Raw genomic sequence first — 12,612 nt, 5'->3', positions numbered from 1 at the left:
GTGTCGCCGGGAACAGACCAAGGCCCGCCAAGACTGAGGGCTGTTCCCGGCGATCGCACCCACCGGCTTTCGAGTTGTTCAGTTGTCGTCACACGCCGTGTTCAGGGCGTGCGCCATCGCCACGACGGCCCATCAGCACGTCCGCCGCGTGCGATCTCTCAGAACAGATCAGCCGTGCGGCTGGTCAGCCCTTCTCACCGCTGGCTCACCAGGCCCGTTGAGGTGTTCACCTCGGCATCCTCGCTGCGCACGCTTCCGGTGCCGAAGCACTTCTCACAGCGCTCCTGATCACCGTTCACGGCGGGCACGCGGCCGAGTGAGCATTCCTCGACCGGGCAGGAAACCCAGATCCCCGAACATGCCCGCTCGCGTTCGTGCTGGTCGGCGATCTCCTTGAGCCGTCGACCGATCACCGCCATGTCCTGACCGATCGACCGCTCGTCTTCCGGCCGGTACGCGTGCACGGGAAAGCTCTCCCGGGCAGCAGCCATGTACTCCACCAGTTCAGCGGTCAACACGCGCAGGTCTTCCAGCACGTTCCGCTCTTCCTTGGACAAGTCACTCATCGCCCACGCCTCCCTGTCTCCGTCTCGCTCAAGTGCTCCCGCAGCACGTCACCGAGTCCCTGCTCGTGCAGTTCTTCGGCGATCTCGATCAACGATTGCCCTCGGGCCGTGCGACCCATCGCCTTCGGGTCCAGCAGGTCCGCCAACGTCGCCGCTTGAAGCGCGACCTTCGTCATGTACGCGGCCAGCTCGACCCCGCCGTCCACACGCTCGGACGGAGCGATCAGCACTGACTGACCGGCACCGAGCACCAACCGCATCGCGTGCAGCTTCGTGTCCGGCCACCGCACGACCTCGACCCGCGAACCCATGTCCGGGGCGAACATCAACCTCAACTCGGCAGTCATGACTACGCCGCCACCTGCCCCGAGCCGCCATCCGACTTCGGCGACGACCCACCACGCCGGGAAGCCTGCTGAGGCGAGACCATCTCGTCGGCCCACACGGTGTACGTCACCCAGTTGTCCTTCACGTACGGCGTCACCTTCAACCCCGTGAACACCGCCGGCCGGAACGGCGTTCCAGCCAACACCTCCGGCGGAACCGGCTGCACCTCAGCCGCGATCTTCACCACCTGCCCCGTGTTCTTGCCCTTCGCGGACGGGTCCGTGCCCTGCACGACCCACACCGGCCGCCCCGACACCTTGTCCACCGCGTCCCGCGACTTCCCGTCCACCCAGTCCTTGCCCCGCTCCACCGAAATCACGAAGAACCCCTGGGGGAACAACTCATCGAACGTGATCGGGAACCTGTGACCAGCAGGAATAGCCATCTGTCAGCACCTCTTGTGGTTGTGGGACGGTCCCAACGGCGGGAACCTGTCATCCATATTAGCTGTATGACCCTTATGACTGTGCAGTTTGCCGTACTCCGATCAGGTGATCTACAGATCACCTAGGTCTGTCGTTACAGTTGCGTCATGGAGACCGAGGCCGCTGACGGCCGCCCCGCGTACCAACAGCTCGCGGATGCGTTGCGCCGAGCAATCGCCGCCGGCACGTACGCGCCAGGCGACCAACTTCCCACGATGAACGAACTCGCCGACAAGCACGGCATCGCCGTGATGACGGTCCGCGAGTCGATCAAGATGCTTGCGTCGGAAGGGCTGGTGGTCGCGCGACAGGGCAAGGGCGTGTTCGTGCTTCGCGCCCCCACGCCTGACCAGGTGCCGGTCTCCGGTGCGCAGGTGGTCACGATGCTCCACCAGCTCGAACGCGTCGTTGACCAGCTCTCGGACCGCCTGGCCGTTGTCGAACAGCGCTTGGACCAGGAAGACGGCTCTCGACCAGGTCCAACCGTGTAGCCAGTTCCTCCACCCGCCGCGTGAGCCGGTGCAGACCGTCGACCACGTCGCCCCACTCGGCTTCACTCAGTCCAGCGGCACCGCCGGCTATCCGCTTGCTCACGACTGCCCCCGCTTCTCCGCGTCCTCCGTCTCGCTGACCGCGTTTCTCAACTCAAGGTGGTGGCCTTGCTCCCCATGAGTTCCCGGCACCGCGCCGCGAAGGCGAGTGCGGCGTCAGCCAGCTTGTCCGCGAAGCAGGCCGCCAGCTCCACGCTCCCCGGCTCACCGTCGAGGTCGATCACCAGCGAGCCGGTACCGACGTCCACGACGAGTTTGGGGCGACCAGCCGCATCGGTTGCGACCTGCGCGGAGTCCCCGAACCGGGGGCGCACGACCACGTCCATCCCTGTCCCACCTCCCACGGATAGCGACGGCAGGTCAGATGACCCGCCATCTGGACTATCGGCGCTAGGGTGGCCAGAGGGAACGATATGCGCGATGCGCGCATGACATGCGCATACGCATGAACGAGAGGTGAGCCCGTGGAGACCTTCGGCGAAGCGTTGCGCCGACTCCGTGTGGCCGCACGGCTCAGCCAGGCCGAGCTCGCGAAAGCAGCGCGATGGAGCCAGAGCCAGGTCAGCCGTTCCGAAGGCGACAGGTTCCTCCCCGATGAAGGAACCGTGACGCGTCTGGACCAACTCTTGCAGGCGCGGGGCGCGCTGATCAAGGCTCATCTCGTGAGCGGTGCGAACGGCGGGACGCCAAGCCCCACGCCCGACGTCCAGGCCCCGTGGATGATCAGCGACGTCATGCGCCAGATCCACCGTTCGGACGTCGGGCACGAGACGATTGATCAGCTCTCGGTGATGACCGAGGAGCTGTGCTGCGAATACGCGTGGCGGAACGCCGACGACCTTCGCAGGGACGCGCAACAGCAGCTCGAATACGTCGGCCAACTCCTGAACGGCCCCACCACCCTGCGCGAACACCGCGAGCTGATGGTCAACGCCGGATGGCTGACCCTGCTGATCGGCTGTGTCGACTACGACCTGGGTCTACCGCGCCACGCCGAGAGCGCTCGCACCGCGGCTTTCCAGTTGGGTCGCGAGTCAGGGCACGGAGAGATCGTCGCCTGGTCGTTCGAGATGAGCGCCTGGTTCGCCCTCACCCAGGACCGTCTGCGATCCGTGGCCGAGTACACGGAGGCCGGAAGCAAGGCCGCGCCCGGTTCGTCAGTGGTGGTCCAGCTCGCCGCCCAGGCTGCGAAAGCCCAGGCGCGCATGGGAAACCGCGCCGAGGTGGAACGAATCCTTGACGAGGGCTACCGGCTGTTGGAGCAGCACCAGAACCCGTTGCGGCCGGAGAACCACTTCGTGATCGACCCGACCAAGTGGGACTTCTACGCGATGGACTGCTACCGCCTGGTGGGCGACAACGACCGGGCATCGGAACACGCACACGAAGTCCTGAAGCTCTCGCGCAAGCCGGACGGCACCGAACGTTCGCCGATGCGCGCCAGCGAGGCCCGGTTGACCCTGGCGGTCGCTGCCCTGGACTCCGGAGACGTCGAGGCGTCCGCGAACTGGGCACACGAGGCGTTCAGCGCCGACCGCAGGTCCGTGACCCACCTGGCGATGGTCGCCGACGAACTGTCGGAGAAGGTCCGCGAGCTGATGCCAGGAGATCCCGCCGCCAAGCCACTGCAAGAAGAACTCGCGGTGTTCAGAGCTTCCCTGCCATCCCGCTGAGCCACGCGACTGTGGTTCGTCGGGGTGGTCGCGTGCGTTGATGAATTGTGCTTTATGGGATCAAGGCGCGCCGCCTGCGGCGGCGCGCGGCCAGTCCCGGCGCACGTTGGCACCGACTCCCCGCATCCCGGCACGCCGGGCTCCCGCTCCGCTCCGCCCAGCGGCCGTGCGCGGAGTCGGTGCACGTGACCGGGTCGCGGCGCGCAAAGGTATCGCGCTTGGGCGGCAGCTGCTTCCAGCGTCCAGATTCCGACGATCGCGCGGTCACAGACTTGGCAGCGCTGGGCACGGCGATCGGCTGCCGCGACGGCTCCGCCGCCTTGCCATCGCACATTCACAAAGTGGACCAACTTCGAAGCCAGCCACTCACGAAATAGCAGGGCATTCGTAGCAACATCCGCGTTACCATTTTTCCCGGCCTGGCTCGCCAGATTCAACAGGCATTCTATCATGGAGCCATTCATGCTTTTCTGGCTTCGACTTGACCTGCTTACCACTTCCTAGTGTTACTGCCACACGAAAGGGCTCGAGCTCACCAGTGGACGCCCGGAGTTCCACGAGTTCGTTCACTCTAACGAAGTTGAACTCCCACTTTAGCGTGGAATGGGATTCGAGTCTCGCTGGTAGCTCGGCCCCTTTTGAAGCATACGCCCCCCAAGCCAAGGGATCGTTCTCACCCCGTCGTACCCGCTCGAACATTATCTGATCCACATTTACGGCAGCGCGCCCATAATTCGTGACATAGACAACGAGACTCAAAAAGCTACCATTTGCATCTAGAGGCTCTTCCGCGACACTATTATCTACCCGAGACTGACTCCCGCCCGTCATAACCGCAACACGAGGACCCTGGTTCCGGAAAGAGTACATATTCCACACCAGCGATCCGACTGAAACAAATAAAGATAGACACGAAACCCCAAAGGCGAGTACGGACACAGTTAGCGGCTGCACGATGGCATCGTGCCACGGCTGGCCCGCCACCCAAAGGCATGGCTGGACCGCCCGTGCCCCTTCCGTGCCCCATCTCAGGGGCAACAACGGTCAATCAGGGGCACGGGCGGTCAGATATCGAGCAAAGGTGCAGGTCAGAGGGTTAGCTGGCCAGGAGCTTGATCACTGCCAGACCTTCCAAGCTGGTCATGCGGGTTCGATTCCCGTCACCCGCTCTCTGACTCCCTCGCTGGTAGACGCCTTGCAGTCCGTCCCAAGTGGACAATCTTTCCGGCCTTCTTGATCTTCCGTGCTCCCCGCGTGCCCCGACCGCGCATGGGGGCCGGTGCAGCGGGTGGGGTTCTGGCAGAGTCGGGGGGTGTGAGCCGCATCGACTACCTCAACGAACCGAACGCGCCCAGGGCGACCGGCATCCGGGTGGCTGTCAGCGCTGTGGTCCGCGACCAGGGCGGACGGATCCTCATGATCCGGCGGGCGGACAACGACAAGTACGCCATTCCCGGCGGTGGGCAGGACGTGGGCGAAACCCTTGCTGCGGCTGTCGTGCGCGAGGTGGAGGAGGAGACCGGTATCCGTGTCGAGGTCACGGGTCTGGTCGGGCTCTACTCCAACCCGGCGCACGTCATCGCCTACGACGATGGCGAGGTCCGCCAGGAGTTCTCCATCTGCTTCCGCGCTCGTCCGCTTGGCGGCGACCTGCGCACCAGTGACGAGTCCACGGAAGTCCTGTGGGCCGAGCCCACGGATCTGGACGACTTGGACATCCACCCGTCGATCCGGCTGCGCATCGTCCACGGATTGATCGACGACCGCGCCCCCTACTTCACGTGAGCAGGCTGCGGTCGGTCGTGGGTCAGAAGAAGTGCTCGTAGCACTGCTCGCCGGCGAAGCGGTGCTTGGCGTGTTCGTTCATGCGGTGGGCGTAGGTGGGGTTGTCGAAGAAGTCCAAGTAGGTGTCGAACTCGTGTTGGATCAGGCTGGCTTCGTTGGCGGCGTAGACGTCGAAGCCGGGGTACATGAGGCCGGCGAAGGGCATGTCGTCCACGTCGAGGGCCAGGATCGGGTGCTCGCCGGTGGAGTCCGGCTCACCCACGGCCAGGACGCGCCTGGAGTCGGAGCCGCCTGGTAGTAGGAAGCACTCGGGGAACTGAGGAGTGATCGGGGTGAAGCACTCGCCCCAGAACTCGCCCAGGGTGTCGGACGCGAGGCGGTCCAAGGGGCGTGGGGTCAGGGTGCCGTCGGGGGCGAACCAGCCGTGGCGTTCGAACAGGCTCGTGTCGTAGGCCAGCCACGTCCGCAGGCTCGGGGACAGCGGCCTGCCCGAGGGGAACGTCAGGGCAGCCAGTGTGTCTGCGGACATGGGTTTCGGGGTTCCGGCCGCTACCCACGCGACCTTCACGAAGTCGTACATCGACCTGCCCGGGTCGCGTCGCACGGACTCCAGCACCCGCTCCGTCAGGGCCACGCCGTGTGCCTCTTCGATCATGCCCGGAAGCTAGCACCGGGGACCGACAATCTTGGACGCTCGAAAGGAAGGGCCGAGGGGGCGGGAGGCGGTCACACGTCCGGGTGGTTCGGCGAGGGTGTGGGGGGTTTGGCTTTTAAGTTGGGGACCATGATCACGGTTTTCGCTCAGGACACCGCCGACTCGACCAGTGTGACGATCGCGGTGTTCCTGTTGTTCATCTCGTTGCTCCTGGTGGCGCTCTGGGTGGCGGCGTTCATCTCCGTCATGCGGCAGGACCGGCTCACCGGCGGCGGGAAGTTGCTCTGGATCGTGGTGATCATCGGGTTCCCCTTCCTGGGAAGCCTGGGGTGGTTCCTCTTCGGGCGCGGTGCGCAGTTGGTGAAGACAGTTCCGGTCAGCAATGCGGGAGGCCCTGCGGTGGGGGTGTGAGGGCATTCGAACTGTGTCCACAAAGGACAGTGGAGGGTGGGGTTCGGTCGTTGGCGGCTGGTGATGGGTGGGCGGCTCGTCTCGGGTGGGGTGCGAGACGGGGCTGTGGTCGCACATGATGGGGCATGCGACTTGACCAGATCGTGGTGGATTGCCGGAACCCGGCCGCGCTGGCGCGGTTCTGGGCGGGGCTGCTCGGGGGCACGGCTGTGGACCGGGCGCTCGGGTGGTCGCACGTCGAACCGCCGGGGTGGCCGCGGATCTCGTTTCAACCCGTGCCGGAGGACAAGAGGGTCAAGAACCGGCTGCACCTGGACGTCGGGGTGGACGACATCCGCGCCGCCGTCGAGGTGGCGGTCGGGCTCGGGGCGACTGCGAGCGGCGCGATCGTGACGGACGAGCAGGGCAGTTTCCAGGTCGTCCACGATCCGGAGAGGAACGAGTTCTGCTTCGTGACGGCTGCGGAAGTGTCGTGACGGCCGCGGAAGAGGGTGCTGTGGGGGCGGAGCGCTAAAGCGGCAGCGGTGCGCTGAAGTGGCAGCGGTGCGCGGGAGCGGTGCGTGGGAGCGGTGCGGTGCGGTGCAGGGGAAGGTGGAGGTGACGCGGGGGTGCGGGGTCAGCGGCCGTAGGTGGTTACGGCTCGCCAGAGGGCCTCGCCGAAACGGACCGCCAGGAACAGCATGAGGAAGCCGATGGTGAAGGTCGCCAGGCATCTCAGGAGCACCCGGAGCTTCGTACGCGTCATCGCCACAGTGTGCGCCCTACGATGCCGTTGTGACCGAGGATTGTCTCTTCTGCCGCATCGTTGCGGGCTCCGTTCCGGCCCGGGTCGCGCACGAGACCGACACCGTGCTCGCCTTCCACGACATCAACCCCCAGGCCCCCACGCACGTGCTGGTCATCCCCAAGGCGCACCACCGCGCGGTGGGCGATCTCGACCCGGTCACGGCGGGCGCCGTGCTGCAGGCCGCGCACCACGTGGCCAAGGCCGAGGGGCTCGCCGACGACGGCTACCGGTTGGTGTTCAACACCGGGCGGGATGGTGGGCAGACCGTGTTCCACGTGCACTGCCACGTGCTCGGTGGGCGTTCGATGACCTGGCCGCCCGGATAGGCCCCAGGCGGTCGACACCGGGTCCAGCGGAGCGGACAGGCCCGGGTCACCAGGCGGTGCACCTGGCCGACGTGCCCGACGAGCCCCGCCACGGTCAGGGCGGGGCAGCCGGCAGTCTCCCGCGCGAGGTCTGCCGCTACGGCGCCACCCCGGCCCGCAGGGCGCTGTCGAGCGTCTGTGCGTCCCTCGGCGGCGCATGTCCGAGCCCGCCCGCCGGGCGACATCCCTAATCGGATCGCGCCGACGGGGGCGGACGGCGTATGACGTGAGTATGGCGCTCACGTTTCGCACCCTCCGCTCCGACGAACTCCGCACGTTCCAGCGGATGGTCGACCAGTCGTTCCTGTCCGACACCAAGGACGATCGCCTGGAGCGCTGGCGCGGCATGTTCGAGCCGGACCGGCACCACGCGGTGTTCGACGGCGACGAGCTGATCGGCGGCGGCGGTATCCAGACCCGGCACATGACGGTGCCCGGCAACGGTCCGCAGCCCTGCGCGGCGGTCACGTCCGTGGGCGTGAAGCCCGGTCACCGGCGGCGGGGCGTGCTCACCCGGGTGATGACCGGCCAGTTGCACGGGCTGTTCGAGGACCAGCGGGAAGCCTTCGCGGCCCTGTGGGCGTCCGAGGCGGCGATCTACCCGCGCTTCGGCTACGGCCTGGCCGCCGAGTTCACCCGCCTCGACGTGCCGCGCGGCGCGGCGTTCCGGCCGGGTGTGGAGGTCGACGGCACGCGGATCCGCGAGGTGTCGGCGGAGGAGGCGTTGCCGCTGGTCAAGGAGATCTACGAGCGGCTGCGGCCGACCCGGACGGGGTGGCTGAGCCGCACCGACGCGCACTGGGAGCACCACCTGGCCGACCAGGAGGACGACCGCGAGGGGCTCACCGCCTTCCGCTACGCGGTGCACCCCCAGGGTTACGCGGTGTACCGGGTGAAGTCGGACTGGCGGGAACGGGGTCCGCGCAACGAGCTGCACGTGCGCACGCTCGCCGCCGAGAACGACCAGGCGTACGCCGCGCTCTACCGGTACCTGCTCGACCTCGACCACGTCGGCGAGGTGAAGTACTTCACGGCCTCCGATGACCCGATCGTGCACCTGCTGGACGACGCACGGCTGGCGCTGCGGGCGCGCACCGACTCGCTGTGGGTGCGGCTGGTGGAGGTCGACCGGGCGCTGTCGCTGCGCCGCTACCTGTCCGACGTCGACGTCGTGCTGGACGTGACCGACGCGTTCTGCCCGTGGAACCAGGCCCGGTGGCGGTTCACGGTGAAGGGCGGCGAGGCGTCCGTGCGCCGGGTGGACGACGCCCCGGACGTGGCGCTGGACGTGCAGGCGCTCGGTGCGGCGTTCCTGGGCGGCACGAGGCTGACGACGCTGGCCCGGGGCCAGCGGGTGCGGGAACTCACACCGGGCACGCTGAACGGCCTGTCACATGCGTTTCTGGGTGACCACGAGCCACACTGCCCGGAGGTGTTCTGACCGGTTCGGGAACCTCTGCCCCGGTCTGGTGCGTTCACCTGACAGCAATGCCCTCGCACCGTCCGGGAGGACCCCGTGAACGCCGCCATCGTGGTGCTCGTACTGATCGTCGTGGTCATCGGCGGTGTGTGGTACCTGGCCAAGTCCCGTGCCGCCGCCCGGCAGCGGGCCCTGGAGGACGCCCAGGCCGACGCCCGGCGCTGGGTGGAGCGGCTGGGCGGGCAGGTGATGAACCTGACCGGCACGGACGTCGCGTCCAGCCAGGCGCTCGCCGACGCGTCCGAGCGGTTCACCGCGGCCGGGTCGCAGATGGAGCAGGCCAAGACGGTCGAGCAGTGCAAGCTCGTCACGCAGACCGCGATGGAGGGCCTGTACTACGTCCGCGCGGCGCGCACCGCGATGGGCATCGACCCCGGTCCCGAGCTGCCGGACCTGACCGGTCAGAGCCGCGCGGGCCAGGTCAGCGAGGACCGCCAGGTCAGCGTCGAGGGCCACGACTACGCCGCCTCGCCGCGGCCGGGTGCGGGGACGCCGCACTACTACCCCGGTGGGGTGGTGGCGGGCCGCCCGGTGCCGCAGGGCTGGTACAGCGAGCCGTGGTGGAAGCCGGCGCTGGTCGCCGGCGCGTGGGGCGTGGGCTCGTTCCTGCTGTTCAACGCGATGTTCTCGGGCATGGCCGGTGTCGCGATGGCCGGCGCCTACTCGGACGGCTACGCCGACGGCGCGGCTGCCGACGGCGGCGACGGTGGTGACGGCGGCGGTGGTGACGGCGGCGGCGACGTCGCCGGGGGCGATGGCGGCGGCGGCGACTGGGGTGGCGGCGACTTCGGCGGCGGGTTCGACTTCTGACCGACGCACGCGACGAACGCGAGAGGGGCCGTCCGGTGTCGGACGGCCCCTCTCGACGTTCACGGGGTCAGACGGACTGGGTGCGCAGCACGGACACCGCCGCGCCGCGCGCCCCGAACCACTGCTCCAGTTCCGCGCCGCCCAGCTTGAGGCCGGGCACCACTTCGGCCGGGCCGAGGACGGTGCCGGTCATACCGGTGACCGTGGCGTCGATCAGGACCGCATCCCGGAACGAGGTCGTGGTCACCGACGTGCCGGACAAGTCGGCGCGGGTGAAGTCGGCGTCGATGAACGACGCGTCGCCCAGGTCCGCGCGGCGCAGGTCGGCTTCGGTGAACCGGGCACCCATGGCGTCGGCCTTGGTGAGGTTCGCGCCGATCAGCTTGGCCCGGACGAAGCTCGTCCCGTGCAGGACGGCCCGGACCAGGTCGGCGTCCACCAGGTTGGCCCGGATGAACCGGGCCTGCTCGCAGTGCGCCCCCCACAGCTCCGTACCGCGCAGCACCACGTCGGCCAGGTTGGAGCGGGTCAGCCAGCTGTCGACGAACGGCCCGCCGGACAGGTCGGCGCCGCGCAGGTCCACGTCGAGCGCGTAGAGCGGCTGGTCCGGGTCGTCGAGCCACCGGCGCAGGGCGGCGACCGCCTCCGGCGCGTCGGGCCAGCGCAGGGGCTGCCACGGCTCACGGGTAGAAGATGATTCGGTCACCCCAACCCTTCCTCTCCACCAGGGCCCGCACGCTCTCGATGTCCGCCGCGTTGGCGTTGCGCGTGTCGAGGATGACGTTACGCTGCTTGGTGAACTGGTCCTCTACCGTGCGTTCCAGCCACGCTTCGGTGTACCCGTTGGTGTACGGGTTCTTCCGGATGTCCGCTGGCACGCCCGGCGGCCAGTCCGAGTTGATGCTCTTCGCGTCCCAGAGCTGGCCGGAGGCATCCACGAAGTCGCCGTGCTTCGGGAGGAGCTTGCCGTCCGGGCCGGTCGGGCGTTCGAACGGGCCGTAGCCGCGCCCTTCCAGGTCGAGCGCCAGCCGGGCCTCGTCGCGGGCGGCTTCACGGGGCTTGCCGTTGTGGTCCGGGTCCTTCTCCAGCTCCTTGAACCGCTCGGGGTTCTTGGCCTCCAGCTCCCGGACGTGCTTGTCCAGCGCCGCCTTCTCGGCGGGCGTCAGCTCCGGGTGCGGCTGCCTCGGGTCGATCGGCCGGCGGCCCAGCGGGTGCGGGTTCGGGTCGCCCGGGGTCGGCGGCGGGGTGGTGTCGCCCGGCGGCTTGTTCGCGCCGCCGCCGCTACCGTCGGTCGGCGGGTTCGAGCCCGAACCGCCGCCGGCCGGGGTGGTGTCGCCGCCCGTGGGCCTGGTGGGGGCGTCAGTCGTGCCGCCGGTCGTGCCGGACGTGGTCGTGGTGCCACCCGGGTCGCCGCCGTGCGGCTGCGGGGGCTTGGCCACCGGAGGTGCCTCGCCGCCCTGCCTGGGCGGCGGCGTGCTGCCGTTGTCACCCTGGGTCTGCGGCGGTTTCGACACCGGCGGGTCGCCGCCCTGCTTGGCCGGCGTGGTGGTGCCGCCCGGGTCGCCCTGCGGCTTCACGTCGGTGTTGCCCGGCTTCTTCACCGGGTCGGGGGCCTTCGGCGCGCCACCGGGCGCGTCGCCCTTGCGCAGCGCCTTGAGGCCCTGCTTGATCAGCTCCCAGATCTCGTCCAGCCGGGACAGCAGTGGCCGCAGCTTGGCGATCGAGCGCAGCAGCTGGGCGATCTTGTCGCCGATCTTCTTCACGAAGTTGGCGATGACCGCCACCGCCGCCGCGACCACGTGCGCGGTCGCGAAGCCGAGCGTGACGGCCTCCTCCAGCAGCCACTGCGGGATGCGGGCGATCAGCGTCGCCACGCACTCGGCGATGATCTCCCGGACGATCGCGCGCACGGTGCCGACCAGCACGCCGGACACCTCGACCGCGGTGCCGATGATCTCGGCGCACCGCGCGGCGGCCGTGATGTGCCGGGACTGGCCGGTGATCGACGCGCGGTAGGCGTCGGCGGACGCGCCGGTCCAGCCGGCCGCGCCGCGGCCGACCTCGTTGACCAGGGTCTCGTTGGCCCTGGTGACGGCCTGCGAGACGTTGCCCCACGTCTTGGCGTAGGCGGCGATCTGGTCGGCGTCGCCGGCCAGCCAGTCCAACGCCTCGCGCAGCGGGCCGACGTGCTCGATGATCCACGAGACGGCGGTGGCGATCAGCGACCCGAGCGGGTCGAGCACGAACGCGAGCGCCTCCAGCCCGCCGCCCGCCAGGGCCAGCCCCTGGTCGAGCCAGGTCCCACTGGCGAACGCCTGCTGGAGGTCGACGGCGGCCTCGATCGGGCCGATGCCGGTGTAGCTCTGGGTGGAGTCCTGCCGTTCGGCGACCAGCGGGTTGTTCATCCGCCGCTCCCGCGCAACGCCTGGGCGTTGCCCTGCTCGACGGCCTCGTAGTCGGCCGCGGTCCGCTTCACGGTCTCGATCGTCTCGCCGACGGACCCGGCGACCTCGGTCAGCGCGTGCACCCCGGCGTTGGCGATGAACGTCATCATCGGCGGCAGCATCATGCAGGTCTTGCCGTAGGCCTGGCCGGACAGGCTGACCTGCCGCGCGGCGTCGACGGCCTGGGCGAGCTGGTCCTCGACGCCGCGCAGGCGGTCGGCGTGGCCGCGTAACTCCTCGACGAGGACCTGGTAACCCTGGTTCACGCGAACC

17 protein-coding genes are annotated in these 12,612 nt (G+C 68.6%); 8 read left to right on the top strand and 9 right to left on the bottom strand.

Annotated features, from left to right (window positions below; translation table 11 throughout):
* Positions 1-194: 194 nt before the first annotated feature.
* Genes BN6_RS06740 through BN6_RS06730 form a run of 3 tightly spaced genes read right to left on the bottom strand, consistent with a single transcriptional unit; the run spans position 195 to position 1,272 of the window.
* Positions 195-566: a hypothetical protein gene (locus tag BN6_RS06740; RefSeq protein WP_015098808.1), complete on the bottom strand. Its 372-nt coding sequence runs from the start codon at positions 564-566 to the stop codon at positions 195-197.
* Positions 563-913, bottom strand: a complete 351-nt coding sequence (locus BN6_RS06735; protein WP_015098807.1) for a hypothetical protein — start codon at positions 911-913, stop codon at positions 563-565. The genes BN6_RS06740 and BN6_RS06735 overlap by 4 nt, the downstream gene beginning before the upstream one ends.
* A gap of 2 nt (positions 914-915) precedes the next feature.
* Positions 916-1,272 carry a hypothetical protein gene (locus BN6_RS06730; protein WP_231905101.1) on the bottom strand — a complete coding sequence of 119 codons (357 nt, stop codon included), beginning with the start codon at positions 1,270-1,272 and terminating at the stop codon, positions 916-918.
* Between the two features lie 213 nt (positions 1,273-1,485).
* Here BN6_RS06730 and BN6_RS06725 point away from each other — a divergent pair, with 213 nt between their 5' ends.
* A complete protein-coding gene (locus BN6_RS06725; protein WP_015098805.1) occupies positions 1,486-1,869 on the top strand; it encodes a winged helix-turn-helix domain-containing protein in 384 nt (127 codons plus the stop codon).
* 149 nt (positions 1,870-2,018) lie between these two features.
* Here BN6_RS06725 and BN6_RS06720 read toward each other — a convergent pair whose 3' ends face one another.
* Positions 2,019-2,255 carry a hypothetical protein gene (locus BN6_RS06720; protein WP_015098804.1) on the bottom strand — a complete coding sequence of 79 codons (237 nt, stop codon included), beginning with the start codon at positions 2,253-2,255 and terminating at the stop codon, positions 2,019-2,021.
* A gap of 138 nt (positions 2,256-2,393) precedes the next feature.
* On the opposite strand from BN6_RS06720, the gene BN6_RS06715 reads away from it, so the two are divergent.
* Both BN6_RS06715 and BN6_RS06710 read left to right on the top strand, forming a co-directional pair.
* Positions 2,394-3,602 (top strand): helix-turn-helix domain-containing protein, encoded by a 1,209-nt coding sequence (locus BN6_RS06715; protein WP_015098803.1) that lies wholly within the window; start codon positions 2,394-2,396, stop codon positions 3,600-3,602.
* Between the two features lie 1,314 nt (positions 3,603-4,916).
* Positions 4,917-5,387 carry an NUDIX hydrolase gene (locus tag BN6_RS06710; RefSeq protein WP_041312168.1) on the top strand — a complete coding sequence of 157 codons (471 nt, stop codon included), beginning with the start codon at positions 4,917-4,919 and terminating at the stop codon, positions 5,385-5,387.
* Between the two features lie 22 nt (positions 5,388-5,409).
* Here BN6_RS06710 and BN6_RS06705 read toward each other — a convergent pair whose 3' ends face one another.
* Positions 5,410-6,042, bottom strand: coding sequence for a hypothetical protein (locus tag BN6_RS06705; protein WP_015098800.1), 633 nt, complete (start codon positions 6,040-6,042; stop codon positions 5,410-5,412).
* 129 nt (positions 6,043-6,171) lie between these two features.
* On the opposite strand from BN6_RS06705, the gene BN6_RS06700 reads away from it, so the two are divergent.
* Together BN6_RS06700 and BN6_RS06695 are read left to right on the top strand one after the other, a co-directional pair.
* Positions 6,172-6,453: a PLDc N-terminal domain-containing protein gene (locus BN6_RS06700; protein ID WP_148302760.1), complete on the top strand. Its 282-nt coding sequence runs from the start codon at positions 6,172-6,174 to the stop codon at positions 6,451-6,453.
* A gap of 125 nt (positions 6,454-6,578) precedes the next feature.
* Positions 6,579-6,929 (top strand): VOC family protein, encoded by a 351-nt coding sequence (locus BN6_RS06695; RefSeq protein WP_015098798.1) that lies wholly within the window; start codon positions 6,579-6,581, stop codon positions 6,927-6,929.
* 140 nt (positions 6,930-7,069) lie between these two features.
* On the opposite strand, the gene BN6_RS49475 is transcribed toward BN6_RS06695, so the two are convergent.
* Positions 7,070-7,198 (bottom strand): hypothetical protein, encoded by a 129-nt coding sequence (locus BN6_RS49475; protein WP_269454324.1) that lies wholly within the window; start codon positions 7,196-7,198, stop codon positions 7,070-7,072.
* A gap of 29 nt (positions 7,199-7,227) precedes the next feature.
* Here BN6_RS49475 and BN6_RS06690 point away from each other — a divergent pair, with 29 nt between their 5' ends.
* The 3 genes from BN6_RS06690 (at position 7,228) to BN6_RS47250 (ending at position 9,895) form a co-directional block, all read left to right on the top strand.
* Positions 7,228-7,566 carry a histidine triad nucleotide-binding protein gene (locus BN6_RS06690; RefSeq protein ID WP_015098796.1) on the top strand — a complete coding sequence of 113 codons (339 nt, stop codon included), beginning with the start codon at positions 7,228-7,230 and terminating at the stop codon, positions 7,564-7,566.
* Between the two features lie 271 nt (positions 7,567-7,837).
* Positions 7,838-9,046 carry a GNAT family N-acetyltransferase gene (locus BN6_RS06685; RefSeq protein WP_041312163.1) on the top strand — a complete coding sequence of 403 codons (1,209 nt, stop codon included), beginning with the start codon at positions 7,838-7,840 and terminating at the stop codon, positions 9,044-9,046.
* A gap of 75 nt (positions 9,047-9,121) precedes the next feature.
* Positions 9,122-9,895, top strand: a complete 774-nt coding sequence (locus BN6_RS47250) for a hypothetical protein (protein ID WP_015098794.1) — start codon at positions 9,122-9,124, stop codon at positions 9,893-9,895.
* Positions 9,896-9,962: 67 nt separating this feature from the next.
* Here the strand turns inward: BN6_RS47250 and BN6_RS41650 are convergent, their stop codons facing one another.
* The 3 genes from BN6_RS41650 to BN6_RS06665 are packed head-to-tail and all read right to left on the bottom strand — an operon-like array spanning position 9,963 to position 12,605.
* Positions 9,963-10,601 (bottom strand): pentapeptide repeat-containing protein, encoded by a 639-nt coding sequence (locus tag BN6_RS41650; RefSeq protein ID WP_015098793.1) that lies wholly within the window; start codon positions 10,599-10,601, stop codon positions 9,963-9,965.
* Positions 10,576-12,300: a hypothetical protein gene (locus BN6_RS41645; protein ID WP_015098792.1), complete on the bottom strand. Its 1,725-nt coding sequence runs from the start codon at positions 12,298-12,300 to the stop codon at positions 10,576-10,578. The genes BN6_RS41650 and BN6_RS41645 overlap by 26 nt, the downstream gene beginning before the upstream one ends.
* Entirely contained in the window at positions 12,297-12,605 is a 309-nt protein-coding gene (locus tag BN6_RS06665; protein ID WP_015098791.1) for a type VII secretion target, read from the bottom strand. The genes BN6_RS41645 and BN6_RS06665 overlap by 4 nt, the downstream gene beginning before the upstream one ends.
* Positions 12,606-12,612: the final 7 nt, after the last annotated feature.

Source organism: Saccharothrix espanaensis DSM 44229, from assembly GCF_000328705.1.
GTDB classification, from domain to species: Bacteria; Actinomycetota; Actinomycetes; order Mycobacteriales; family Pseudonocardiaceae; genus Actinosynnema; species Actinosynnema espanaense.
This window is presented reverse-complemented; position numbering and strand designations above follow the sequence as displayed.

Bases quoted from the DNA above. Each gene is read 5' to 3' on its own strand.
- BN6_RS06700 (WP_148302760.1), top strand. From the start codon at position 6,172: ATGATCACGGTTTTCGCTCAGGACACCGCCGACTCGACCAGTGTGACG.
- BN6_RS06705 (WP_015098800.1), bottom strand. From the start codon at position 6,042: ATGATCGAAGAGGCACACGGCGTGGCCCTGACGGAGCGGGTGCTGGAG.
- BN6_RS06735 (WP_015098807.1), bottom strand. From the start codon at position 913: ATGACTGCCGAGTTGAGGTTGATGTTCGCCCCGGACATGGGTTCGCGG.
- BN6_RS06695 (WP_015098798.1), top strand. From the start codon at position 6,579: ATGCGACTTGACCAGATCGTGGTGGATTGCCGGAACCCGGCCGCGCTG.
- BN6_RS06740 (WP_015098808.1), bottom strand. From the start codon at position 566: ATGAGTGACTTGTCCAAGGAAGAGCGGAACGTGCTGGAAGACCTGCGC.
- BN6_RS41645 (WP_015098792.1), bottom strand. From the start codon at position 12,300: ATGAACAACCCGCTGGTCGCCGAACGGCAGGACTCCACCCAGAGCTAC.
- BN6_RS49475 (WP_269454324.1), bottom strand. From the start codon at position 7,198: ATGACGCGTACGAAGCTCCGGGTGCTCCTGAGATGCCTGGCGACCTTC.
- BN6_RS06685 (WP_041312163.1), top strand. From the start codon at position 7,838: ATGGCGCTCACGTTTCGCACCCTCCGCTCCGACGAACTCCGCACGTTC.
- BN6_RS06720 (WP_015098804.1), bottom strand. From the start codon at position 2,255: ATGGACGTGGTCGTGCGCCCCCGGTTCGGGGACTCCGCGCAGGTCGCA.
- BN6_RS06725 (WP_015098805.1), top strand. From the start codon at position 1,486: ATGGAGACCGAGGCCGCTGACGGCCGCCCCGCGTACCAACAGCTCGCG.